The 24,250-nt window shown below is 68.4% G+C and carries 24 protein-coding genes; 11 read left to right on the forward strand and 13 right to left on the reverse strand.

Features of this window, described 5'->3' with window-relative positions:
* Positions 1 to 41: 41 nt before the first annotated feature.
* The 5 genes from gnd to ACI3KT_RS06320 all read right to left on the reverse strand — a co-directional run bounded on the left by gnd (position 42) and on the right by ACI3KT_RS06320 (position 5,508).
* Positions 42 to 1,097, reverse strand: coding sequence for a phosphogluconate dehydrogenase (NAD(+)-dependent, decarboxylating) (gene gnd, locus ACI3KT_RS06300; RefSeq protein ID WP_404903166.1), 1,056 nt, complete (start codon positions 1,095 to 1,097; stop codon positions 42 to 44).
* Between the two features lie 235 nt (positions 1,098 to 1,332).
* Complete coding sequence (locus ACI3KT_RS06305; protein ID WP_404903168.1) at positions 1,333 to 1,734, reverse strand: hypothetical protein; 402 nt, start codon at positions 1,732 to 1,734, stop codon at positions 1,333 to 1,335.
* 857 nt (positions 1,735 to 2,591) lie between these two features.
* The gene (locus ACI3KT_RS06310; protein ID WP_404903169.1) at positions 2,592 to 3,203 is read right to left on the reverse strand and encodes a TetR/AcrR family transcriptional regulator; all 612 of its coding nucleotides are present in this window, start codon (positions 3,201 to 3,203) and stop codon (positions 2,592 to 2,594) included.
* Positions 3,204 to 3,320: 117 nt separating this feature from the next.
* On the reverse strand, positions 3,321 to 4,670 hold the full coding sequence (locus ACI3KT_RS06315; protein ID WP_404903171.1) for an MFS transporter: 1,350 nt from the start codon (positions 4,668 to 4,670) through the stop codon (positions 3,321 to 3,323).
* Positions 4,671 to 4,809: 139 nt separating this feature from the next.
* Positions 4,810 to 5,508, reverse strand: a complete 699-nt coding sequence (locus tag ACI3KT_RS06320) for a GntR family transcriptional regulator (protein WP_404903173.1) — start codon at positions 5,506 to 5,508, stop codon at positions 4,810 to 4,812.
* Positions 5,509 to 5,587: 79 nt separating this feature from the next.
* Here ACI3KT_RS06320 and manD point away from each other — a divergent pair, with 79 nt between their 5' ends.
* Complete coding sequence (gene manD, locus ACI3KT_RS06325; RefSeq protein ID WP_404903175.1) at positions 5,588 to 6,826, forward strand: D-mannonate dehydratase ManD; 1,239 nt, start codon at positions 5,588 to 5,590, stop codon at positions 6,824 to 6,826.
* Positions 6,827 to 6,986: 160 nt separating this feature from the next.
* Complete coding sequence (locus ACI3KT_RS06330) at positions 6,987 to 7,733, forward strand: hypothetical protein (protein ID WP_292906911.1); 747 nt, start codon at positions 6,987 to 6,989, stop codon at positions 7,731 to 7,733.
* 41 nt (positions 7,734 to 7,774) lie between these two features.
* Here ACI3KT_RS06330 and ACI3KT_RS06335 read toward each other — a convergent pair whose 3' ends face one another.
* Positions 7,775 to 8,962, reverse strand: coding sequence for an MFS transporter (locus tag ACI3KT_RS06335; RefSeq protein ID WP_404903177.1), 1,188 nt, complete (start codon positions 8,960 to 8,962; stop codon positions 7,775 to 7,777).
* Positions 8,963 to 9,075: 113 nt separating this feature from the next.
* On the opposite strand from ACI3KT_RS06335, the gene ACI3KT_RS06340 reads away from it, so the two are divergent.
* The gene (locus tag ACI3KT_RS06340) at positions 9,076 to 9,504 is read left to right on the forward strand and encodes a winged helix-turn-helix transcriptional regulator (RefSeq protein ID WP_404903179.1); all 429 of its coding nucleotides are present in this window, start codon (positions 9,076 to 9,078) and stop codon (positions 9,502 to 9,504) included.
* 38 nt (positions 9,505 to 9,542) lie between these two features.
* Here the strand turns inward: ACI3KT_RS06340 and ACI3KT_RS06345 are convergent, their stop codons facing one another.
* Positions 9,543 to 9,974 carry a MepB family protein gene (locus tag ACI3KT_RS06345; RefSeq protein WP_292906905.1) on the reverse strand — a complete coding sequence of 144 codons (432 nt, stop codon included), beginning with the start codon at positions 9,972 to 9,974 and terminating at the stop codon, positions 9,543 to 9,545.
* A 326-nt stretch (positions 9,975 to 10,300) separates the two neighbouring features.
* Between ACI3KT_RS06345 and ACI3KT_RS06350 the strand changes: the two genes are divergently transcribed.
* A complete protein-coding gene (locus ACI3KT_RS06350) occupies positions 10,301 to 11,302 on the forward strand; it encodes a magnesium and cobalt transport protein CorA (RefSeq protein ID WP_292906903.1) in 1,002 nt (333 codons plus the stop codon).
* A 136-nt stretch (positions 11,303 to 11,438) separates the two neighbouring features.
* Here ACI3KT_RS06350 and ACI3KT_RS06355 read toward each other — a convergent pair whose 3' ends face one another.
* Positions 11,439 to 12,575: an MFS transporter gene (locus tag ACI3KT_RS06355; protein WP_404903181.1), complete on the reverse strand. Its 1,137-nt coding sequence runs from the start codon at positions 12,573 to 12,575 to the stop codon at positions 11,439 to 11,441.
* A 192-nt stretch (positions 12,576 to 12,767) separates the two neighbouring features.
* On the opposite strand from ACI3KT_RS06355, the gene ACI3KT_RS06360 reads away from it, so the two are divergent.
* On the forward strand, positions 12,768 to 13,508 hold the full coding sequence (locus ACI3KT_RS06360) for an SGNH/GDSL hydrolase family protein (RefSeq protein ID WP_404903183.1): 741 nt from the start codon (positions 12,768 to 12,770) through the stop codon (positions 13,506 to 13,508).
* Between the two features lie 13 nt (positions 13,509 to 13,521).
* Here the strand turns inward: ACI3KT_RS06360 and ACI3KT_RS06365 are convergent, their stop codons facing one another.
* The 4 genes from ACI3KT_RS06365 to ACI3KT_RS06380 form a co-directional block, all read right to left on the reverse strand.
* Positions 13,522 to 13,983, reverse strand: a complete 462-nt coding sequence (locus ACI3KT_RS06365) for an adenylyltransferase/cytidyltransferase family protein (RefSeq protein ID WP_292906897.1) — start codon at positions 13,981 to 13,983, stop codon at positions 13,522 to 13,524.
* A gap of 143 nt (positions 13,984 to 14,126) precedes the next feature.
* A complete protein-coding gene (locus ACI3KT_RS06370) occupies positions 14,127 to 14,732 on the reverse strand; it encodes a DUF305 domain-containing protein (protein WP_404903185.1) in 606 nt (201 codons plus the stop codon).
* Positions 14,733 to 14,837: 105 nt separating this feature from the next.
* Complete coding sequence (locus tag ACI3KT_RS06375; protein WP_404903187.1) at positions 14,838 to 17,342, reverse strand: FtsX-like permease family protein; 2,505 nt, start codon at positions 17,340 to 17,342, stop codon at positions 14,838 to 14,840.
* Positions 17,342 to 18,112 carry an ABC transporter ATP-binding protein gene (locus tag ACI3KT_RS06380; protein ID WP_292906891.1) on the reverse strand — a complete coding sequence of 257 codons (771 nt, stop codon included), beginning with the start codon at positions 18,110 to 18,112 and terminating at the stop codon, positions 17,342 to 17,344. Before ACI3KT_RS06380 ends, ACI3KT_RS06375 begins: the two co-directional genes overlap by 1 nt.
* Before the next feature lie 108 nt (positions 18,113 to 18,220).
* On the opposite strand from ACI3KT_RS06380, the gene ACI3KT_RS06385 reads away from it, so the two are divergent.
* The 6 genes from ACI3KT_RS06385 to ACI3KT_RS06410 all read left to right on the forward strand — a co-directional run bounded on the left by ACI3KT_RS06385 (position 18,221) and on the right by ACI3KT_RS06410 (position 22,523).
* Entirely contained in the window at positions 18,221 to 19,453 is a 1,233-nt protein-coding gene (locus ACI3KT_RS06385) for a sensor histidine kinase (protein ID WP_404903189.1), read from the forward strand.
* Positions 19,441 to 20,079: a response regulator transcription factor gene (locus ACI3KT_RS06390; protein WP_292906887.1), complete on the forward strand. Its 639-nt coding sequence runs from the start codon at positions 19,441 to 19,443 to the stop codon at positions 20,077 to 20,079. Before ACI3KT_RS06385 ends, ACI3KT_RS06390 begins: the two co-directional genes overlap by 13 nt.
* Positions 20,080 to 20,244: 165 nt before the next feature.
* A complete protein-coding gene (locus ACI3KT_RS06395; RefSeq protein WP_292906885.1) occupies positions 20,245 to 20,589 on the forward strand; it encodes a PadR family transcriptional regulator in 345 nt (114 codons plus the stop codon).
* Between the two features lies 1 nt (position 20,590).
* Positions 20,591 to 20,959, forward strand: a complete 369-nt coding sequence (locus tag ACI3KT_RS06400; protein ID WP_046011859.1) for a DUF1048 domain-containing protein — start codon at positions 20,591 to 20,593, stop codon at positions 20,957 to 20,959.
* Positions 20,956 to 21,759: an ABC transporter ATP-binding protein gene (locus ACI3KT_RS06405; RefSeq protein WP_292906879.1), complete on the forward strand. Its 804-nt coding sequence runs from the start codon at positions 20,956 to 20,958 to the stop codon at positions 21,757 to 21,759. Before ACI3KT_RS06400 ends, ACI3KT_RS06405 begins: the two co-directional genes overlap by 4 nt.
* On the forward strand, positions 21,756 to 22,523 hold the full coding sequence (locus ACI3KT_RS06410; protein WP_307293524.1) for an ABC transporter permease: 768 nt from the start codon (positions 21,756 to 21,758) through the stop codon (positions 22,521 to 22,523). Before ACI3KT_RS06405 ends, ACI3KT_RS06410 begins: the two co-directional genes overlap by 4 nt.
* 120 nt (positions 22,524 to 22,643) lie before the next feature.
* On the opposite strand, the gene ACI3KT_RS06415 is transcribed toward ACI3KT_RS06410, so the two are convergent.
* Positions 22,644 to 24,224: a lipase maturation factor family protein gene (locus ACI3KT_RS06415; protein WP_404903191.1), complete on the reverse strand. Its 1,581-nt coding sequence runs from the start codon at positions 24,222 to 24,224 to the stop codon at positions 22,644 to 22,646.
* Between the last annotated feature and the right edge of the window lie 26 nt (positions 24,225 to 24,250).

The raw sequence follows: 24,250 nt of genomic DNA on the forward strand, positions 1-24,250 counted from the left end.
AGTGACGGCGTCGCTCGATGACCGCCGTGGATGCTGCGGACTCAGCCTTCGTCGACCTTGCGGCCGCCCGCCTCGAGCACGTCGCCGGCCGGGCGCTCCTGGTGACCGCCAAACTGCAGGCGCATCGCCGAGAGCACCTGATTGGCGAAGCGATCCTCGTCGCGCGAAGCAAAGCGCTCGAAGAGCGAGGCCGCGAGCACGGGCACCGGAACACCGACGTCGACGGCGGCCTTGACAGTCCAACGCCCTTCACCCGAGTCCGAGACACGGCCCGCGAGCCCATCGAGCCGCGGGTTCGCGTGCAGTGCGGCCGCGGTGAGATCGAGCAGCCACGACGACACGACCGAGCCGCGGCGCCACAGCTCGGCGACCTTCGCGGTGTCGATCGGGAACTGGTAGAACTCAGGCTCCTCGAGCGGGGCGATCTCGGCCGAGTGCTCGGCCTCGCGCACACCGGCATCGGCGTTCTCGAGAAGATTCAGGCCCTCAGCGATCGCGGCCATGATACCGTACTCGATGCCGTTGTGCACCATCTTCACGAAATGCCCGGCTCCCGACGGCCCACAGTGCAGGTATCCCTGCTCCTCGGGAGCGAGGTCGCCGTCGCGCCCGGGTGTGCGCTCGATCTCACCGACGCCCGGGGCGATCGTGCGCAGGATCGGCTCGAGGTGCTGCACCGCAGCATCCGATCCGCCGACCATCAGGCAGTAGCCGCGATCGAGGCCGAACACCCCGCCGCTCGTGCCCACGTCGACGAACTCGATGCCGCGCTCACGCAACGTCGCGGCGCGGCGCACGTCGTCGCGGTAGTTCGAGTTGCCGCCGTCGATGATGATGTCGCCGCGGTCGAGGACGGCCGCCACCTCATCGGCGACCTGTCCTGTGATGGATGCCGGCACCATGAGCCACACGACGCGCGGGGTCTGCAGCTTGGCCGCGAGGTCGGCGTAGCTGTCGGCGCCGGTCGCCCCCTCGGCGACGAGCGTCGCGACCGCTTCCGGGTTCACGTCGTAGACGACGCACTCATGTCCGTCCCGCATGAGGCGCCGCACGATGTTCGCGCCCATCCGTCCGAGTCCCACCATCGCCAGCTGCATGTTCGCTCCCTCACACCACGGACGGCTTCTCTGAAGCCGGATGCGCTCATCCTGACACGCGAGCCGGATTCCCTCAACGCGGGCCCAGGGCCTCTGCCCGCCACCACGATGCCGACGCCCCACCACGATGCCGACGCCCCCCACCTTGCCGGCGCCCCACCACGTTGCCGACGTCGACAAACCGGGTGGCGGGTCGACATCATGGTGGCGGGCGCACCGGCACGCCCGCGGCCGATCAGCGCAGGCGACGTCGATCGAGACGGAGGTCGCCTGTGAACGGCACGCCAAAGGCCGCCAGACGGCTCGCGAAGGCTCGCACAGTGCCGATATGCTCACCTCCCCAGCGGAGCATCCCTCTCCGAGTCGTGCCACGCACCCAGTCCTCGCGCCACTTCTCCTCCACGACCGCTTCCTCGACGTTCTGGTAACCGCGCGTCGAGGGGTCGAGATACTTGCCGAGGCCGTCGAACTCCCCGAACGAATTGATGTCGTCGAGACCGAAGTCGCAGTAGAACGAGCGACCGTCTGGCGCGGGGATGCGTACCTGCAGATCGACGTTCCGGAACCCGAGGCGGTGAAGACGCAGTCGGCTGACGCTCTCGCCCGGCAGTTGAGCTCGCCCGTCGGCGAACGCCACGATGCGCCCGGCCTTGCGAGCCCCCGCCTACCGCGAACGGCGTCGAGCCGCTGCTCGAGGTCGCCTCGCCAGGACGCGGCGAGTTCGGGGTCCTGCTGGTGTCTCGTCACGGCCGCAGAACCCAACGCCGCGTCGGCGATCGAAAGCGCGGCCTCCGCTTGCAGAGTTCGCGCGACGTCGAGCACTGTGCGCGCCGCACTCGTGACCCTGATCCCCGCGATCTCCTCGACGTCGTCGTCATCGAGGTCGAGCTCGTGGCGCAGCACGTCACTCGCGCTGCCCGCGTGGCGGGGAAGCGGTACGCACACATGCACCCTCTTCGGTTCCAGTCGGTACAGCGGCAACCCGCGCACGACAGCAGCGGACACATGCGACAGCACAGGCGGCGCCGAGGCGTCGCGGCACACCGCGATGATGTGCAGCAGATGCCGGCCCTCGGGCCACAATGACTTCCAGGTCCGGGTCGCAACGTAGTGCCCCCGGCGCACGCGATGAAGACTCCCGCCGGCGACCTGCTCGCGCAGCGAACGGTCCGTCAAACCGTCATCGAGAAGGTCTTCGCGACTGCGCAGCAGCTGCTCCGCCTGCTCGTGGGTGATGCGGCGCCTTCTCTCGATCTTCGCGGGTGTGATCTCCGGCATCCGTTCACTCTGCACCTGGCGACAAGCGCTGAATGCTCTGTCCCCAGGCTTTGGAGCGGTCCCGTCCAAGCTCGACGATGTGCAGGAAGAGTGGCGCACGCGTCAGCCACCAGGCAGTTCACGAACCACCACGTTCCCGACGCGATTCGGATGGTGGCAGGTCAAGCCGCTGGTGGCACACCGCCTGCCGGGACCCGGGGCGGGCCCGACGGCAGGTCAGCCGTCGGAGGGGCCGCCGTCGACCGAGCCGAGGTGCGAGAGCGCGGCGACGCCGTTCCACACGGCCCGCAGTCGCGCGACCATGTCGATCGAACGGTCGAGCAGCCACTGCTGCTGCAGCCCGTCGGCGGTCGCCACGATGATGTCGGCGATCAGCTCGGCGTCGACGTTCTGACCGAATTCGCCGCTCTCCTGAGCGGTCCTCACGGACTGCACGGAGAGGTCGCGCACCCATTCGTACCGTTCGACGAAGTACTCGTGCGCCGGATGCTTTCCGATGCTCGCCTCGGCGGAGAACTCGACGTACAGCTGCACGAGACCCGGCACGCGGGTGTTGTGCTCGATCACGTCGAGGAAGCCCTCGAAGTTCGGCTTGTCGACCCAGTGCTCTGCGATGTCGCGAGCGTCTCTGGCGCGCAGCACGGCCATGTAGAGCTCCTCGCGCGAGCCGAAGTAGTGCATGAGTCCCGGCTGGGTGAGCCCGACGCGGCGGGCGATCTCGCGGTTCGATGCGCTGCGGCATCCGAATTCCGCCACGACGTCGAGTGCCACCGAGAGGATCTCCTCCCGCTTCGCGGCACCCTTGGCGTACTGCCCCCGACGAGTCATCGGCATAAGTCTAGGAGATATACCAATTCGCCATGAGAACGCTCCCTCCGTACGCGAGCGGGTGGTGGGGCGGCCGGAGTCCCCCGAGGATCCGGCCGCCCGGTCTGTGTCAGCCGGTCATCTCACCGACTTGATCGGGAAGATGACCAGCGCTCCGACGAGGCAGAGGACCGCGCAGACGGTGAACCACGTCGTGTAGTCGGCCCCTGTCGCTCCGCCGGTCGCCGCCAGCACCAGCCCGCCGACCAGCGGCGCCGCCGTCTGCGGCAGAGCGTTGGCGAGGTTAAGGACGCCGAGGTCCTTGCCTGCGTCGTCCGGGTTCGGCAGCACGTCGACGACGAGGGCGAGGTCCACACCGACGTAGATGCCATAGGCGGCGCCGAGGAACAGTTCGAGGATGTAGTACGAGGGAACATCCTGGATGAAGATCAGGGCGAGCGTGCCGACGGCGAACAACGCCGTCGAGGTCCACACGAACACCTTGCGCTTGCCGATCTTGTCGGAGATCCTGCCCGCGATCCACGCCGTGATCACGAGCGCTCCGGTGTAGACGAGGGTGGTGTTGGCGATGAGAAGGCCGACCTCCTCTTCGGGGACATCGAGGTGGTACACCATGTAGAAGAACCGGAACGTCGTGAAGCCGAACGCCGCGAAGGTGATCAGGAAGCGCGACCACCACGCGAGCGCGAAGTCGGGGTGCTTCGCCGGGCTCACCCAGATCGTGCCGAGGATCTCGCCGAAGGAGATGCGCGGCGGCTTGACCGGCAGCTGCTTGTCCGGCAGCACCATCACGAAGATCACGAGGGCGACGATCGACAGGATCGCCGGGACGACGAAGACGATGAAGAGGTTGAACGAGAACCAGCCGGCCACGTAGACGCCGCCGACGATGCCGACATTCTGCGCGATGCCGAGGCCCGCGGTGATCGCGCCGCGCTGGAATTTCGGCACCTGGTCGGCGATCGTCGCCACGAAGGGGGCGAGCGTCATGTTGGCGCCCAGCTGGGCGATCGCCCAGCCGACGGTCGCGATCGCCAGGCTGTCGCCGAGGGCCATGAAGACGAATCCGACCGTCATGATCACGGCGCCCAGGACGATCCAGACGCGGCGGCGGCCCCACCGGCTCGTCGTGCGATCGGAGATGCGCCCGAACACCACGTTCGCGATGGCCGCGAAGAAGGCGCCGACCCCTCCCAGAATCGCCGACGCCGAGTTCGCGGCAGCGGCCCCTTCTGCGATGGCCCCTGCCGCCTGAAGCGAACTGATCTTCAGACCGATGCCCACGACCGCGGGACCGAGCAGTGCGATGAAGAAGACGAACTGGGCGATGATCAGCCACGTGACGTAGCTCTTCTTCGCCGGCTCGGTCGGCTCCGTGAACCAATGATGCTCCGGCGAGCCGACGGTACGACTCGCAGACGTCATCCCGGACGGATTGCCTGCGGCCGCGCCACTGACTGAACTCATAGCTGCCTCCTTTGGCTGCGAGGGCGCGCCTGCGGCTCATCGCCGAGCGCAGGTCGGGCGACACCCTTGTCGATGAAAACCTAGACGGCTAAGGTTTCTCGCACAAGAGTCGTCAGCAGAACTTTCCCCGCGGGCTGCCTCAGCGCCGCGAGGGCCTGCCGGTGCGCACAGCCTGTGCACCCTCGAACAGTTCCGGATGCTGCTCCCGCACCGCCTCGAGGTCGGCGAACACGAACCGCAGGTGCTCGCGCAGAGCCTCGGCCGCGGCATCCATGTCTCCGGCGGCGAGCGCGTCGACGACCCGTTCGTGGTCATCCACATAGTCCTGCACGGCGCGCGTCGCGCTCATGCCGACATAGCGGGCGCGGTCGAGATGCCCCTTCGCGGCGCTCACCGCGGCCCAGGCGTTGGCATGGCCCGCGAGACCCAGCAGGGCGCGGTGGAACTCCTCGTCGAGCGGGTAGAACGCGTCGCGGTCGGATGCCGTGCGCTGCCGCGCGATGAGGTCGCGCAGCATCCGCTCGTCCTCCTCCTCGGGCGGCGCACAAGCAGCGAGCGATGCCAGCTCGATGGCCTCGCGGATGAACTGCGCTTCCCGCACGCGATCGGGATCGATGCGGGTGACGTAGGTTCCGCTCTGCGGGCGCACCTCGACCAGGCCTTCCTGCGCGATGAGCAGCAGTGCCTCGCGCACGGGCTGACGGCTGATGCCGAGCGCGGCGGCGAGCTCGTTCTCGGAGAGCAGGCCCCCCGGAGCGAAATGACCGCCGATGATGTCGTCGCGGATCCGCCCGTACGCGACCGTCCGGGCGGACGGACGGGGCGGGGTCTCGGGCATACCGTCACGATAGCTTGACGAAACTTGTATGGCAGTGATTTGATCAGAGTGCCATACAAGTTCTCGACGAGGAGTCCGCATGCCCATCGACAAGGCCGAGGTCATCGTGACCAGCCCCGACCGCAACTTCGTCACCCTCAAGATCACGACCGCCGAGGGCATCACCGGTCTCGGCGATGCGACGCTGAACGGCCGCGAGCTCGCCGTCGTCGCCTACCTGACCGAGCACGTCGTGCCGCTCCTGATCGGCGCCGACGAGGATCGCATCGAAGACACCTGGCAGTTCCTCTACCGCAGCGCATACTGGCGCCGTGGCCCGGTGACGATGGCGGCGATCGCCGCCGTCGACATGGCGCTGTGGGACATCAAGGGCAAGAAGGCCGGGATGCCGGTCTACCAGCTGCTCGGCGGCGCATCCCGCACGGGCCTCCTCGCTTACGGCCACGCCTCCGGCGTCGACCTTCCCCAGCTGTTCGACTCGGTGCGCTCGCATCTCGAGCAGGGGTACCGGGCCATCCGCATCCAGACCGGCGTGCCCGGCCTGAAGGCGATCTACGGCATCGCGGCGCAGTCGGCGGATGTCGGCGGCGGCGAGGCCCGCTACGACCACGAGCCCGCCCGTCGCGGGGCGAAACCCGTCGAGGAGGACTGGGATACGCGCTCCTACCTCACCCATCTGCCCGGCGTCTTCGAGGCGGTGCGCAACGAGTTCGGCCCCGACATCCCGCTGCTGCACGACGGCCACCACCGGATGACGCCCATCCAGGCAGCGAAGCTCGGCAAATCCCTCGAGCCCTACGACCTGTTCTGGCTCGAGGACTGCACCCCCGCCGAGAACCAGGAGGCTCTGCGCCTCGTGCGCCAGCACACGACCACGCCGCTCGCGATCGGGGAGATCTTCAACACGGTCTGGGATTTCAAAGACATCATCCGCGACCAGCTCATCGACTACGTCCGCGGTGCGGTCACCCACATGGGCGGGATCAGCGCACTGAAGAAGACGCTCGACTACGCGGCGATGTACCAGATCAAGTCGGGAATGCACGGCCCGACCGACATCTCGCCGGTCGGCATGGCGGCGGCCATGCACTTGGGGCTCAGCATCCACAATTTCGGCATCCAGGAGTACATGCAGCACGGAAGCCGCACGAACGAGGTCTTCCAGCAGAGCTTCACCTGGCAGGGCGGCCTGCTGCACCCCGGTGACAAGCCGGGTCTGGGCGTCGAGCTCGACGTCGACGAGGCGGGCAGGTACCCCTACGAACAGGCGTACCTGCCCTACAACCGCCTGGCCGATGGGACTGTGCACGACTGGTGATCCTGGCCCGGCGCGTTCCGGTCGCGATTCGTGCCGCGCCGTGCCGTGTTATCACCATTCCGGTCGCGATTCGTGCCGCTTTCCGCCGCCGGAGACGGCACGAACTGCGACCGGAACAGGTCTCCACGGCGATCGGCCCGCGAAGTAGGCTGAGCACATCATGGAACCGCTCCTCACGTGGCTCGGCACCTACTGGTGGCTCATCTTCCCCGTCATGGGCGTGGCGGGTGGAGCAGCCAAGCGCTGGGAGTGGGCGGCGCGACGCCGGCATGAACGGCGCCTGGAGACGCTGCGCCTCAAGGCGGAGCTCAAGTCCGCCGAACTCGAGGCGCGCGGCCTGCCGAAGCGCCAGGGTCCGACGATCATCGACACCACGGCATCCGTCGCTCCGAACGATCTGCTGACCCGCCTCTTCGCGGAGCACGACCAGATCACCGCGCGCTGGCTCGACTACGAACTCGACGTCGCCAAGCTCATCGCGTTCCCCGCCATGAGCGATGGCCGCCAGCCGCTCGTCGCCGCGTTCCTTCGGGCGAAGAAGACGGCGGATGCTCTGCGTCCCGCCTCTGCCGACGCGAACGTCACCGAGAAGCAGGTCTCCGAGTACCTCGACGCCGTCGGCGCCTACGCCGTCGCCTTCGAGATCGCCGAGAAGGACGCCCGTCGCCTGCGCGACTCGACCTTCACCGAGCCAGAGCGCAAGCGCCTCGACCGCGCGCAGCAGCTCCTCAAGGTCGCCGTCGACGAGTCCGCGACTCAGGCCGAGCGCAACGTCGCCTACAAGCGCGTGCGCGACGAGCTCGACGGGCTCATCCTGCTCAGCGACGAGGCCGTCGAGGTGCTCGAGAAGCAGGTCGCCAGGGAGATCTCAGCCCCGGAGCAGGTACACCGACCCGAAACCCTCTAGGGCACATCCGCGCCCCGAAGGCAGCCCGGGAACGGTGTCGATCAGCGCATCCCGGCCGCCCCGACCTCGAGGCGATCGGGGGAAGAACCAGAGACCGCCGACCTCGACAACGCCCACACGACCAGTGCGCCGATCGCGAAGCACGCTCCGAGGACGGCCGAGCCGGTCCAGCCCGCCTCGTCGTAGACAGCGGCCGTGGCGGCAGCGCCGAGCGCGGAGCCGAGGGAGTAGAACACCATGTACGCACCGACGGCGGTGCTCGTCCGGTCAGGATAGGCGGACGCGAGGATGTGCTGGTTGCTGACGTGAACGGCCTGGACGGCGAAGTCCAGCAGGATCACCCCGACGATCAGCAGGCCCCACGACCACTCGAGCTGTCCGATCGCGATCCAGGAGGCCAGCAGAGCGGTCAGGGCCACGCCCGTGACACGGTCTGCGCGACCGGCGTCGGCCCAGCGCCCGGCGCGGCCGGCGCCGAGAGCACCCGCAAGACCGACCACGCCGAACAGCCCGATCTGCGTCGGGCTGAGGTGCCATGGCGCACCGGCGAGGGGCAGGACCAGACCGCTCCACAGAGTGCCGAAGGACGCGAACAGGAAGAACGCGATCAGCCCGCGGCCGACAAAGACCCGCTGCGCGAACATTCCGGCCGACGATCGAAGCAGCGCTCGATATCGAACGCCCCCTGAGCGCTCGTCTGCAGGAAGCATGACCAGCACGGCGATCGCCAGAAGCGCAGCAAGGACCGCGAGAAGGACGTAGACGCTCCGCCAGCTCCACAGATCCGCGAGGAAACCCGCGACGATCCGTCCGCCGAGGATGCCGATGACCACGCCTGAGGTCACCACCCCGAGATTTCGGCCGCGATCCTGCGGCCCGGACAGTGCGAGCGTGTACGCCACGGATGTCTGGACCACGACAGCGAACAATCCCGCCGACGCCAGACCCGCGAAGGCGACCCAAGACGTCGGAGCGGCGGCGACGATGGCCATCCCCACGGCGAGCAGCGCGAGGTGCAGCATGATCAGCCGTCGGCGATCGAAGACGTCTCCCAGCGGCACGAGCAGGACGAGGCCCAGCAGATAGCCGACCTGTCCCACAGCCACGATCCATCCGACTGCGTCGAGCGGAACACCCAGATCGCGTCCCATCTCGACGAGAAGGGGTTGCCCCGCGTACACGCTCGCCACCGCGACGGCGCACACCACGGCGAGCGTCGCTCTCGTCATCCTCTTGATATCGACCACGTCCTCAGTTAGTTGCAATTTGCTACCAAAAGCAACATAGGGCAAGCTGGTTTCAATCTGCAACTCACTGGAGGTGGCCGATGGATATCCCGACGATGACATGGACAGACCCGAGCTGTCCCGTCGCCCGGTCAGTCGACCTGGTCGGCGACCGATGGAGCCTGCTCGTCATCCGGGACGCGATGGACGGCGCGCGATCCTTCACCGCCTTCCAGCAGCGCACCGGCATCGCCCGCAACATCCTCAGCGACCGGCTCCGCAGACTCACCGCACACGGACTGCTCACCCAGATCGATGCACCATCGGGCAAACGCCGGCTGTACGAACTCACCGATGCCGGCAGAGACCTGTTCCCGGTGGTCGTCGCGCTGCGGCAGTGGGGAGAACGCCACGCGTTCGCGGCCGGAGAGGCGCATTCCGTGCTGACGGATGATCGCGGCGCCCTGCTCCCCGAGCTCGTCGTCACGGCCGCCGACGGCACGCCGCTGACGAGCACGAACACCCGCGTCGAGCATGTCGAGTGACGGATGCGACGCCTGACGCTTGGGCGCGCGAGCCGGAGTCAGTACTCCCGGAACGCCGACGCCTGAGCTCGCTGCGTGGCCGCCGCCTGCGGGTTCAACCCCTCGCACCAGCTCGGATACAGACGGAACCCGCGCTTGCCCGCGCTTCCTGCTGAGGTGACGCCCAGTTCCGCCAGGTACTCGGCCGGGAACCGGAACACCCCGCGCCGACCGCCCTGCTCCACGAACACCAGCAGCCCCGCCGCCGGATCGTCGGATCCGTACGGCACGGTCTTCGCCTTCTCATCTCTTCGCCAGAAGGCCACGAACGCACCGGGCTTGGTGGGCGTGGTCCGCGCCGTGCGGATGTGCCACGACTCGCCGTCGATCTCGACCATGCCCGATTCATAGTCGCTGTTCTGCGGCTCCGGAGAGATCGGTGAGGATATCCCGCTCCGATCGGCGTACGTCTCGAATGCGCTGAATCTCATCCGAGCCACGCTACAACGGCACACCCCGACGAGTCCGGCGCGCCACCCACCACCCGGCGTCGTGGCATTCTCCCGGGTTGGCAGGAGTAAGCTGACCCCTCGGGTCGTCCGACCCCCAGAGTGCACGAAAGGCGGTGATGGCGATGTCCGGTGATAGTCACGACGCCGCCCCCGCTGCGTCGCGCACGGCCGTCTTCACGCGTTGAGCATCCGCTCCGCGTCTCACAGGCCTGATCCTCCGCAGCCGTCGGCGGCGTCATCCGCCCCTTGACGAATTTGCGCGCACCGGCGATCCCGGCGTGCGCCTGCATGAACGGATCCGCATCATGGCGCTCATCGACAACGGCGTGTACGTCCACGGACGTCGCGTGGAGACCCCGAAGAACCTGGACGAGACCTACCGCATCCTCGACGCGGTCGACGGCATCGCGTGGATCGGCCTGTACCGGCCGAGCCCGCAGGAAGTGCACTCGGTCGCCCGCGAGTTCGACCTGCATCCGCTCGCGGTGGAGGACGCGCTCTCCGGGCATCAGCGCTCCAAGGTGGAACGCTACGGCGACACGCTCTTCGCCGTGCTGCGCCCCGCCCGCTACCGCGACGAGCAGGAGTCGATCGAGTTCGGCGAGCTGCACCTGTTCATCGGCCCGGACTTCGTCGTCACGATCCGGCATGCCGAGTCGCCGAATCTGGTCGCGGTGCGGCAGCGCATGGAGGCCAACCCCGAGCTGCTCGCGATGGGACCCGAGGCCGTGCTCTACGCGATCCTCGACGAGGTCGTCGACGGCTACGAGCCGATCGTCGCCGGCCTCCTGAACGACATCGACGAGATCGAGGACGAGCTGTTCGGCGACAGCGACGACGACGCCCTGTCGCGCCGCATCTACCAGCTCTCCCGCGAGGTCATCAACTTCCAGCGGGCGGTGCATCCTCTCGCCGGGATGCTGGAATGGCTGCGTCGCGGGTCGGACAAGTACCGCATCGACGAGGAGCTGCAGAGGTCGCTGCGCGACGTGCTCGACCACGTCATCCGCGTCAACGAGCGGGTGGACTCGTTCCGTGCGATCCTCGAAAACGCGCTCACGGTGCACTCCGCCCTGGTGTCGCGCAGGCAGTCCGACGCGAGCCTGGCGCAGAACGACGAGATCAAGAAGATCTCGTCCTGGGCGGCGATCATCTTCGCCCCGACCCTCGTCGGCACCGTGTACGGCATGAACTTCGACGCCATGCCCGAACTGCACTGGGCCTACGGCTACCCGCTCGCGATCGGCGCGATGGCGGCCTTCGCCGTCGCGCTGTACGGGGTGTTCAAGTACAAGAAGTGGCTCTGAGCGGCCGGGGAGCGCATCGAGATCCCGTGCTCTCGCCGAGCGCACGGGATCTCGACGTGAGGAACCTGTGCACTCGGCGGGATGCCGTGCACTCGCGCAGCGGCGGGGCTGGCGCTGGGAGCGTCGGCGGGTCAGGTCAGGGGGACGTGAGCAGGAGGGACGCGAAGGATGCTGCGGCGGCGGTGAGCGCGGCCGCGGCGAGCACGATGCCCTGAGCACCCGCCGTGGAATAGGCGGAAGCGGCGAATGCCGGTCCTGCCATCGCCCCGAGGTTGAGCGCGACGGTCGCGTAGGCCCCGCCGAGCACGGGCGCCCCGGTCGCCTCTCTCACGATTCTCGAGATCAATGCCGAGCCGACGGCGAAAGACAGCATCCCTCCGAGGAACGCCCCCGCGAACACGACGGGAGCCGATGCCGAACCGAAGGCCAGAAGCACCCAGAGTGCCGTCGCGGCGAAGCCGCCCACGGTGATCCACGCGCGTTCGCGACCTGCTGCCCCCCGAGCCGTCGCGCTCACCCCGAGGAAAGCCCCGATGCCGAACGCCGCGAGGAGCGCGGGAACCCACGCATCGTCCACGCCCGCGTCTGCGCCGATGACGCCCAGGAACGTGAACACGCCGAAGGTCGCCGCGTTGACGAGCACCGCGAGGATGACGGGCACGAGCACCCGCCGGTGACGCAGCGCGTTCAGCTCGGCGCGCACTCGGACGCGTGGTGCCGTCGCGACGCGCCCCAGCGTCCGGTCGAGAAGGAGGCCGAGGATCGCGGGAACGCACAACACCACGACGCCCCAGAACGTCGAGCGCCAGCCGAGGATGCCGGCGAGCAGCGCGCCGGCCGGCACGCCGACGATCGTGGCGAGAGTCGTGCCTGCGAGCAGCGTCGCGACCGCGCGTGTCGTCTGCCCCGGCGACACGATGCCCCGCACGGTCGACAGCGCGATCGCAAGGAACCCGGCGTTCGCCAGCGCCGCGATCACGCGCGTGGTCAACAGCACCCAGAACGACGTGGAGACGGCGCCGACGGCATGCGCGAGGATGAACGTCAGCAGGAGCAGGACGAGCGTACGGCGCGGTCGCCATCGGGCGCCGAACACGGCGACCACGGGCGCGCCGACCACCATGCCGACGGCGAACGCCGAGGTCAGCAGCCCCGCCTGAGCGGGTTCGACGCCGAGATCGGAGGAGAGAGGGAGAAGGAGTCCGGCGAGCATGAACTCGCTGGTGCCCTGGGCGAAGATCGCCAGAGCGAGGACAGGGATGAGGAAAGGCATGAGGCATCCAGACGGATTGGCGCCGTCGACACCGCGCTATGGGCGGACGGCGAGAGTGAGGGGTCGACAGAGGATGCGGGGAGCGCATCGGCTGCGCTCACCCGCGATCTACGGTCTGTCGGACTCGGGGCTCACGATCTCCACAGTAGTGCGCCGGCAGCCCGAGCGGGCGTGGGCGCTAGGCTCTTTGCCGTGCCGAACGCCGAACCTCTCGCATCCGACGCCACCCCTTCCGCAGCATCCGATCTCCGGCGTCTCGCCGAGGCTCTCGGTGGCGCCGCACCCCTCACCTGGGTGCTCACGGGAGACTCGATCACGCACGGCCTCGTGCACACCCAGGGCGAGCGCAGCTACCCCGAACACCTGCACGAGCTGGTGCGCGGCGAGCTCGGCCGCACGCGCGACGTCGTGATCAACTCGGCGATCAGCGGGCACCGCCTCACCGACATCCTCGGCGACTTCGACCGCCGGGTCTCGTCGTGGCGCCCTGATGTCGTGACGCTCATGATCGGCACGAACGACCTCGCGACCGGACCCGGTCGTGCGACGGTCGAACCGGGCGACTTCGCCGCGTCGCTGAGCCGGTTCGTCGCCCGCGTCCGCAGCCTGGGCTCGATCGCCGTGCTGCAGACGCCGCCGTCGATCGACGTGCCCAACGCGCCCGGCCGCGAGCGCATCGTCGAGTTCGTCGATGCGGTGCGCGCGGTCGCCGCCGCAGACGACGTGCTTCTGGTCGATCAGCACGCACGCTTCACGGAGCTCGGCAACGGCGGCGTTCCGTGGGGCCTCATGGGCGACCCCTTCCACCCGAACGCCGCCGGGCACGCGTCGCTCGCGCTCGAGCTGGCGACGACGCTCGGCATCCGGCCCGCGCCCTCGCGCTCATTGCCGATGCTCGAAGCCCGCGTCGCCGCGGCACGCCTCAACCCCTGAGACGGGTCGGGGTTCAGTCGTTGGCGGTGCGTTCGGCTTCTTTGGCGGCGACGATCTTGCGCAGGCCGGAGCTGGAGAAGCGGTGGTCGCGGCTGTTGAAGTACAGCTCGATGCCTGCTTCTTCGCAGTAGGTGCGGCCGGTGAAGTCGCGGTCTTCGTACTCGTCGCCGACGATGCGCACGTCGAGCTTGAAGGAGCGGAGGATGTCTTCCAGGTCCTGCTCGGTGGAGTAGGGGACGATCTCGTCGACGTACTCGCAGCCGCGCAGCTGGATGTACCGCTCCACGACGGTCTGGGTCGGAGCGTTCTTCTCGGGACGGTCGAGCGTGGGGTCCATCTGCAGACCGCAGATGAGGTAGTCGCACTGGCGTTTGGCCTCGGCGAGCATCATGATGTGCCCGGCGTGCAACAGGTCGAAGGTCGAGAAGGTGATCCCGACCCGCGGACCCGGGTTGTAGTCCTGGTGCTTCTTCACGGACTGCCCTTCCACGTGATCCCCATTCTGATCTCGGATTCGATGTCCCGAGAACTCTACCCAAGACGCTGCGGCCCGAACTCCTCGAGAGCTGGGAACGACGTGACGCGCGCGCCCGCCCGCGAGGAGTGCTCCACCCCGTCTCAGAGCGACCCGAGGATGTCTTTCATCTCCGCGATCTCGTCGCCCTGCGAGGACGCGATGCTCTCGGCGAGGGCGACGGCATCGGGGTTCTCACCGTCGGCGATCTGCGTCTCGGCCATCGCCATCGCGCCCTCGTGGTGCACGATCATCTGCTCGAGGAACAGCTTCGAGGCCTCGGCGCCGGATGCCGCTTCGAGAGCGGCCATGTCGTCTTCGGTCATCATGCCGTCACCGTGACCCATCCCGCCGGAAGGAGCATCCACACCCCAGTCGTCGAGCCAGTCCTGCATCTTCTCGATCTCGGGCGCCTGCGCGGCCTTGATGCGCTCGGCGAGATCGACGACCCGCGGATCGATGCCCTCCTTGCCGAGCACCAGATCGGACATCTCGACGGCCTGCTGATGGTGGACGATCATCATCGCCGCGAACATCGCGTCGGCGTCGTTCGGCCCGGATGCCGGCGCGTCGGATGCCGTCGAGGAGGACGAGCCGTGGTCCATGCCCGGCATCGAGGAGTGGTCGCTCGGCGCGGCCGCGGAGCACCCGGCGAGCGCGACGGTTCCGGCGAGGAGGAGCGCGGCTGCAGCCGCGGTAGGGATCTTCATCGTTTCTTCCTTCAGTCGTGGGTGAGCGTGACGGCCGACCTGTCTGCGCAGGGACAGGATACCCCATGGGGGTATCCTGTCCCTGCGCACCCCGAGATCCGATCCCTACTGCCGCGATCCGATCTCGTCCACCGGCCTCGTGCGCATCGCCGCATGGGTGGCTACCGCCAGGGCCACCAGGGCGAGCGCGCCCATCGCGCCGACGAGGATGGCGCCAGGCACGAGCGGCAGCATCGGAACCGGCTGACCGGTGATGCCCATGCTCATGCCCACCAGAGGCGGCACGGAGATCGCGACCCCGAAGACCGTCGCGATCACCACGAGCATCGACGCCTCCGTCCTCATCATTGCGCGGACCTGCCGCCGTGAGGCGCCGATCAGCTGAAGCAGCGCGAACTCCCGGGAGCGCTGGGCAGTGGCCATCATCAGCGTGTTCACGACGGCGATCGCGATGTAGCCGAGGATGACGATCAGCGCCACCGCGTTCACCCAGCCCTGCTGCGATCGGCCGTCGGCTCCGGCAGCCGCCACGCCGCCGGCGCCGCTCACGACGAACCCGTCCGCCTCGAGCGCCGCCCGCAGACTCTCTGCATCGCCATCCGCGTCGATCAGCGCGAGGCCGCTCATACCGGTCGTCGTGTGCGCGCGCACGACGTCTCCCGACATCGTCACGTCTCCGAATCCGAGGCCGCGCTCGTAGATCGCGACGACTTCCGCCTCGAGGGGCGCTCCGTCTCCGAAGCGGCCGACGAGGGTGTCGCCGACGTCGAGGCCGAGCACCTGCCTGGCATCGGTGCTGAGCGCCACCCGGTCGGGGCCTCTCAGGTCGAGGGCGCCCTCGCGCACCCGCAGATCGATCGTGCTCGAGGCGACGGCGGAGTCGATGCCCTGCAGCACGAAGTCGGTACGGGTGATCTCCTCCTTGCCCAGCTCGTGGTGATCGAGCACTGCCTGGCTTACCGTGACCGGGTTCACCGCGGCGACGCCGGGAAGAGAGGCGATGCGCGCCACGCCCGCTGCTGACAGCCCCGCCGGCGCGGTCACCCGCAGGTCGGCGATCACCCCGGCACTCGTCTGCGCCGCAGCCTCGTTCGCGACCATCGCCGGAGCACCGAGCTGCACCAGCCCGAGAGCGATGCCGAGCGCGATGGGGGTGATGGCTGCGGCGAGCCTGCGGGCGTCGGCCGTTCCGTTCGCCGATGCGAGGAAACCCGGCGCGGAGAGCCGGCCGAGCAGCGCGCCGGCGAGGCGTACGACACGGTTCACGAGCAGCGGTCCGAGCAGGGCGAGGGCGATGATCAGGATGATCGAGGCTCCGGCGGCGGCGCCCGCGGCGCTCTGACCACGGATCACAAGGGGAATGCACGAGAGGATCACGCCGGCCGCGGCGAGGACGACACCCGTGATCATTCTCGCTCGACCGATTCCGACGGGTCCGGTGGCCGACTCGCGCAGCGCCTCGACGGGATCGATGCGAGCCGATCGGCTGGCCGCGATCCGCGCCGCTCCCCACGCGCTGGCGAGCACGAGCAGCACAGCGGCCACGGCCGGAAGCGCGCTGACGGCGAGGGCGAAATCGCCGGGGATGACACCGGCCTGCACGAAAGCGCTCTGCAGCACGGAGGCGAAGAAGTATCCGGGGACGACTCCGATCACCGCGGCGACGGTCGAGACCGTCAGGACTTCGCGGGACACCCGGCGATGCACCTGCGCAGAGGTCGCTCCGACCGCACGCAGGAGCGCGAAGTCACGTCGGCGGGACTGCACCGAGAGGGAGAGCGTGCCCGCGACGATGAACATCGCGACGAGCAGGCAGGTGCCGGCGAACGCCGAGCCGATCGTGACGAGTGACGCGCGCGCGGCTCCGGACTCGAGAAACTCGACGTCGCCCCGTGAGGAGCCGGTGACCGCGTGGAGCGCGGGGAACCGCTCGGAGATCACGCCGGCGACCGCCTCCGGTGACGCTCCCTCCGCGACGAACACGCCGAGCGCCTGGGCGGCGCCCTCGCCCGGGTCGAGCTGGGCGATCCGCGGCGCGCTGAGGAAGACGTGCGGCACCCGTTCCGTCGTGACCGCCGCCTCCGCGATCCCGACGACGCGATACTCTCCCTCCACGCCGCCGTATGACAGCCTCAGCGTGTCGCCGACGCTGGTCGAGGACGAGCCGGTCACGACGACCTCCAGCCGGCCGCTCGGCTCGGCGCCCTCGGTGATCCGGAATCCGCTCAGCGCGGATGCCGACCACGGGTGCGCCTCGACCCTGCCGTGGTCGCCCGTCAGCACGACCGTGACGTCGGCGACGACCGATTCGACGCCGGGGAGCGCAGCGATCGCCTCTTGGGCATCGGCCGGGAGCTTTGCCCGCTCGGTGAGCGGCACGGGGAGATCCTCCGGCACGTCGACGGACTGCGCGCCGCCGACGACGACCTCGGCGCTCGTATAGCGCTCCGGAGCGAGGCCTCCCCGCATCCCGGACTCGACCAGGATCCCGAGGCCGGTGATGAGCGCCGCCGCGACGAGCGTCGATACGGCGACGCCGACGAAGCCGGCGCGGTGATGCCGCAGATCGGCACGGACCAGCTGGCCGAAGCCGACGCCTGCGGCCGCCATCACCACTCCCCCAGAGCGCTCATGCGATCGGTGATCTGCGCGGGCGTGGCGCCGTCGAGATGCCCGGCGAAGGCGCCGTCGGCCAGGAAGATCACACGATCGGCGTGGGAGGCGACCACGGGGTCGTGGGTGACGACCACCACTGTCTGATCCAGCTCACGAGCGGAGTGCGCCAGCAGCTCGAGCACCTGCTTGCCGGAACGCGAGTCGAGCGCGCCCGTCGGCTCGTCGCCGAAGACGACGTAGGGACGCGTGACGAGAGCCCGCGCGATGGCGACTCGCTGCTGCTGTCCGCCCGAGAGTTCGGAGGGCCGCCGGCGTCGGCGGTCGGCGAGCCCTACGGCGTCGAGGAGGAAGTCCAACCAGCGCTGCTCGACGGCACGACCCGAGAGGAGCAGCGGCAGCGTGATGTTCTGCTCCACGGTGAGCGCCGGGAGGAGATTGTAGGCCTGGAAGACGAAGCCGACGTGATCGCGTCGAAACGCCGTGAGCGCCCTGCGACGCATGGAGGAGATCTCGGTGCCGCCGAGGCGGACCGTGCCGGTCGTGGGGGTGTCGAGCCCGGCCGCGCAGTGCAGCAGGGTGCTCTTGCCAGACCCTGACGGTCCCATGATCGCCGTGAACGTGCCGCGTCCGATGGCGAGATCGACGCCAGCCAGAGCCGTGACCCCGCTGGGACCTGAGCCGTACTTCTTGACGACGGATTCGAGACGCAGCGCCTCGGTGGGGTGGGACGTGGCCGGGGCGCGGCCCGGGAGCAGAGAGGTCATGCTTCGACGCTAGAGACGACGAAACGACGCCCCCATCCTGCGGGCCACCCGATCGATGGTGGTGCTGGCTATACCGTGCGCGGGAACAGCCTGCGGCAGACTGGCAGGATGCGATCACGGATGCTGAGCTGGCTGCGCGACTGGCGATTCGTCGCCGTCGAGGCCGCGGCATCCGTCGTCTCGGTCGTCCTGTTCTGCGTCGGGCTGACGCTCCTGCCGCTGATGCTGATCACGGGTGGCGTCCTGCTGATGCCGGAGGCGGTGAAGGCGCTGCGGTCGTGGAGCGACAGCGCCAGGCTGCGGATCGGCCGGCGACGGGGCGAGGTCATCACCGGCACGCCCGCCGCCCTGTCACCAGGATCGAGCATCGATGAGAGGCTCCGGTTCGCGTTCTCCCGCTCCGCGGGTCGCGACGCGCTCTGGCTCACGGTGCACGCGCTTCCCGTGCTGTTCGTCTCGCTCACCGTCGTGTCGATCCCGCTCGGCGTCGTCAGCTCTCTCGCCGTGCCGTTCTATTGGTATCTCGTCCCCGCGGACGATCCGCTCCGCGTTCCGTACCCGGTGACCTCGTGGGCGCTCGCGGCGACCATGCCGCTCATCGCCGCGGCCTATGCGCTCGTCTCATGGTGGCTGATCCCGGCCACGGCACGGCTGCTGTCCGGACTGTCGGCACGGCTCCTGACGGCCCCCGAGGTGTCGCGCCTGGCCGCACGGGTGGACGCGCTGACTCTGAGCCGGGCCGCCGCCCTCGACGCGCACGGGGCCGAACTGCGACGGATCGAGCGCGACCTTCACGACGGCGCGCAGAACCGCCTGGTGAACGTGGTCATGATGCTCGGGATCGCCGAGCGGGCGCTCGAGACCGGCGCCGGAGACGTGTCCGCGCCCCTTCAGCGCGCGCAGGAGGCCGCAGCCGAGGCGCTCGCCGGCCTCCGCCGTACGGTGCATGACATCTATCCGCCCATCCTCGACGAGCTCGGCCTCGAGGGGGCGCTGGCCTCGCTCGCCGGGCGCAGCATCGTCCCGTGCACTCTGGAGGCGACGGACATCGGACGAGTCCCCGCCGCCGTCGAATCGGCGAGCTACTTCGTCGTCGCCGAGGCGTTGACGAACATCAGCAAGCACAGCCGGGCGACTCGCGCGGTCGTGCGGGTCACCCGCGAGGGAGACCGCCTGCGCATCGCCGTCGAGGACGACGGTGTGGGCGGAGCGATCGAGCGGCCGGGCGGCGGGTTCGCCGGCATCCGCCGCCGCTTGGAGGCGTTCGAAGGCGCCATGAGCCTGGACAGTCCGGTCGGGGGACCGACGTCTCTGAGAACGGAGCTTCCGTGCGGATCGTGATCGCCGAGGACGACACCCTGCTGCGGGAGGGCCTCGCGCTGCTCCTGCGCAGCGAAGGCTTCGAGGTGGTGGCGGCCGTCGACAACGGCGATGACTTCCTCGCCCGCCTCGACGAAGCGGATGCCGCCGTGGTCGATGTGCGGATGCCGCCGACATTCACGAGCGAGGGGCTCAAGGCCGCCGCCGAGGCGCGGGCACGTCGCCCCGGATTCCCGGTGCTGGTGCTCTCGGCGTACGTGGAAGACAGATACGCCGGGGAGCTCCTCGCGGCCGGTGCCGATGGCCTCGGCTACCTGCTGAAGGAGCGTGTGGGCAAGGTGTCGTCCTTCGTCGACGCGCTGCGCCGCGTGGCCGCGGGCGGAACGGTCATGGACCCCGAAGTCATATCCCAGTTGATGAGCAGGCGGCGCGCCGACGACCCGGTGCAGACGCTGACGCCTCGCGAACGCGAGGTCCTCGGGCTCATGGCCGAGGGGCTCGACAACCTCACTATCGCCGCACGGCTCTTCGTCTCCGAGACCGCAGTGAGCAAGCACATCGGCAACATCTTCGCCAAGCTCGGACTCGCCTCGAGCGACAGCGGGCACCGGCGGGTGCTCGCCGTGCTCGCCTACCTGCGCGACTGACGGGCATCCGAGCACCACAGCCGGGATTCTCCGCTTCACGCACGGCCATCTTCGGAGTGCGTGAAAATTCTTTGGTATTCGGTGTTGCTAAGTACCGGTACTCAGTGTTACTTTGTACCGGTACCCAGCAACACTGAGTACCGAGACCAAGGAAAGGAGGGCCTGATGGGCAAGCAGATGACCGAGATGCTCAAAGGCACCTTGGAGGGCCTCGTTCTGGCTCTCCTCGCCGAGCAGCCGGCATACGGATACGAGATCACCACGCGACTGCGCGACCACGGGTTCGCCGACATCGCCGAGGGGACGATCTACGCGCTTCTCGTGCGGATCGAGCAGAAGAGCCTCGTCGACGTCGAGAAGGTTCCGAGCGAGAAGGGGCCGCCACGCAAGGTGTACTCCCTCAACGCACAGGGCCGCGAGGAACTCGAGGATTTCTGGAAGACCTGGAACTTCCTCGCGCAGCACATCGAACAGCTGAACACCACCACCACGAGCAACAAGGAGAACTGACATGGCCGCGAAGTGGATCGAAGCGATCACCGGATCGCTCGAAGAGAAGAAGCAGTACAAGCAGGCTCAGGCCCGCATCAACGCCCTGCCCGAGCCGTACCGCGAGATGGCGAAGGCCCAGCAGCGCTACAACATGTACTACGGCGGCGTGACCGACGGAGACACCATCGTGAAGATGTTCCTCGACATCGCCGACCTGTGGGAGCGCGCCGCGATCGACGGCACGCCGGTCAGCGCGATCGTCGGCGATGACCCGGTCGAGTTCGCCGAGAACTACGCCGCGGCGTACGGCGGGCGGCAGTGGATCGACAAGGAGCGCGCGCGCCTCATCAAGGCGTTCGACGACGCGAAGAAGAAGGAGGAGTCATGACGAACGCAGCCATCTCGGTGCGCGGCATCGAGAAGTCGTACAAGGACCTGCACGTGCTGCGCGGTGTCGACTTCGAGGTGCAGAAGGGGTCGATCTTCGCCCTCCTCGGCTCGAACGGCGCCGGCAAGACCACCATGGTCCGCATCCTCTCCACACTGTTGAAGGCGGATGCCGGCACGGCCACCGTGCAGGGCCACGACGTGGCCTCCGATCCGCTCAAGGTGCGTCAGTCCATCAGCCTCACCGGGCAGTTCGCCGCGGTCGACGAGGTGCTCACCGGACGTGAGAACCTCGTGCTGGTGGCCAAACTCCGCCACCTCCCCGAGGCGGGGAAGATCGCCGACGAGCTGCTGGCGAAGTTCCGGCTGACGGATGCCGGCGGCCGCAAGGCCGGCACCTACTCCGGCGGCATGCGCCGTCGGCTCGACATCGCGATGAGCCTGGTCGGCCACCCCGAGGTCATCTACCTCGACGAGCCGACCACAGGTCTCGACCCCGAGGCGCGCATCGAGGTGTGGGGCGTCGTCAAGGAGCTCGCGAACACCGGAACCACCGTGCTGCTCACCACGCAGTACCTCGACGAGGCGGAGCAGCTGGCCGACCGCATCGCGATCCTGCATGAGGGCCGCATCATCGCGAACGGCACGCTCGCCGACCTCAAGCAGCTGCTCCCGGCTGCGAAGGTCGAGTACGTGGAGAAGCAGCCCACCCTCGAGGAGATCTTCCTCACCCTCGTCGGCACCTCTGCCGGCCCTTCGACAGGCTCAGGGACCCAGAATCAGAGAGGAAACGCAGCATGAGCACGCACTTCGTCGCCGACACGGCGACTCTCACCGGCCGCTCCATGCGGCACATCTTCCGCAGCGCAGACACCATCATCACCACCGCGGTCACCCCGATCGCGCTGATGCTGCTTTTCGTCTACGTGTTCGGAGGGGCGCTCCAGCAGAGCACCGGCACCGAGAACTACGTGAACTATCTGCTTCCCGGCATCCTGCTGATCGCGATCGCGTCAGGCATCGCCTACACGGCGTTCCGGCTGTTCACGGACATGCAGTCGGGCATCTTCGAGCGGTTCCACTCCATGCCGATCGCCCGATCGAGCGTGCTGTGGGCGCACGTGATCACGTCTCTCGTCGCGAACATCATCACCCTGGCGATCATCTTCGCGGTCGGATTCCTGATGGGCTTCCGCACCGGGGCGAGCGTCACCGCCTGGCTCGGCGTGATCGGCATCCTGCTGCTGTTCACCCTCGCCCTCACCTGGCTGGCGATCATCGCCGGACTCGGCGCGAAGACCGTCGACGGCGCGAGCGCGTTCTCGTACCCGCTCATCTTCCTGCCGTTCATCAGCTCGGCCTTCGTGCCGACCGACACCATGCCGGGCCCGGTGCGGTGGTTCGCCGAGAACCAGCCGGTGACCTCGATCGTCAACACGATCCAGGCGCTGTTCGCCGAGAAGCCGGTCGGGAACGACATCTGGGTGGCACTCGCCTGGTGCGTCGGCATCCTCGTCGTCGCCTACGTGCTGGCGATGGTCTCGTACCGCAAGAAGATCAGTTGATCTCGCCAAGCGAGACGGAACGCTCCGTCCGGGGTTCATCCCCGGCCGGGGCGTTTCGCCGCGCTCGGCGGCGGCGAACGTTCCTCCTCGACATCGCTCGCTCACGCTCCGAAGGAGATCTCACGCTGAGAAGGATCGAATCGCGGCATCCGCCCCTTCAATGCGTGTGATCTCCTCCGCAACCGGAGAGGGCTCGGTCTCCGCAACCGGAGAGGGCTCGGTCACCGCAACCCGAACGGGCCCAGAATCACACGGCGCCTCGTCCGCACCCTCGGCCTTGCGCTCGGCGCGGGCGGCGAAGCGGTAGCGGTACGACACGGCTCGCACCCACCGGGGCTTCTCGCCCGCGAACGGATCGGTCCGCAAGAGGGCGAGGGTGGGGGCATCCGCCTCGAGCAACCGCAGCAGGAACCCGGTGAACCAGTCGTCGAGCGAACGCCCGAGCGGCAGGAACCACATCAGCCAGTCCAGACGCAGGTGATACGGCGCGAACTGCCGCGGCACCCGTCGCACGTCACCGGGCTTGCCCTTGAACTCGTACTCGCGCCATTCCGCGCCGTCTTCGTCGGGCGATCCCTCGACGACGATCTCGACGCGCTCCTTCGTCACCGTGCCGAACGCTCCGTACGCGTTCGCGAGCTGCCAGCGGTTGAAGCTCGCGTTCATGAGCTGACGACGCGCGAAGAGGTTGCGCACGGCGGGCCAGCTGACAGCGAGATACAGGATGCCGACGGCGCAGGTGATGGCGAACCAGTACAGCTGGATGCCGTCGATGACCCAGGGCGTCTCGTCTCCCTGGGCTCGCTCAACGGTCGAGGGAAGGCCGATCGCAGAGAACCCGATCACGATCGTGGCCCAGTTCAGCCAGGCGAAGTTGCCGGTGAGCACGAGCCAGAACTGCGTGGCGATGACGATCACACCCGCCACGGCGCCGACGATCTGCGGCACGGGCCCGGGAACCCATCCTTCGACAGGCTCAGGAACCCAGCTCAAAAGGGGCGCGAACAGGAAGAACGGCACCACCAACTGCGCGAAGTGGTTGCCGACGACCTCGACTCGGTGGAACCACCGCGGCAGCAGATGCGCCTGGCGGCTCAGCGGACCGGGCATCGGCTGCGTCTCGTGGTGGTACATGAGCGCGGTGAGATCCCGCCATTCGCGGCCGCCGCGGATCTTGATCATTCCCGCGCCGAACTCGAGCCGGAACAGCAGCCACCAGAACAGCACGATCACCACGGTCGGCGGCGGCTGGTCGTTCGAGCCGAGGAAGGCGGCGAGGAACCCCGCTTCGAGCAGCAGCATCTCCCACCCGAACGAGTAGAACGTCTGCCCGATGCTGACGATCGACATGTAGCCGAGCCAGAGCGCGAGGAAGCACACCATCGGCACCCAGGGCGGACCGAGTTGCGGGATGCCGGCGACGAGGAACAGCGAGACGACCATGCCGAACCAGCACAGGATGACGAGGCGTCGATCTGTATAGCGGATGCGCCGGAACAGCGTCGGGTTCAGCATCCGCTTCCTGGCGTCGCTCGCCGCGACCCATTCGAGCAGCGCCGTCGCGGGAAGCAGACCGCGTTCGCCGAGCAGCGGCCGGAACTGGTTGAGCGTCGAAAGGAAAGCGACGAGATACAGCGCCGCGATGCCCCGCTGGAGGACTTCGCGGGCGAACCCGAAATCGACCGCTGCGAACCCGTCCACGCCGCCAGGCTACGCCTGGGGACGTG

This window comes from Microbacterium sp. ZW T6_19 (genome assembly GCF_044987465.1).
Lineage (GTDB): Bacteria > Actinomycetota > Actinomycetes > Actinomycetales > Microbacteriaceae > Microbacterium > Microbacterium natoriense_A.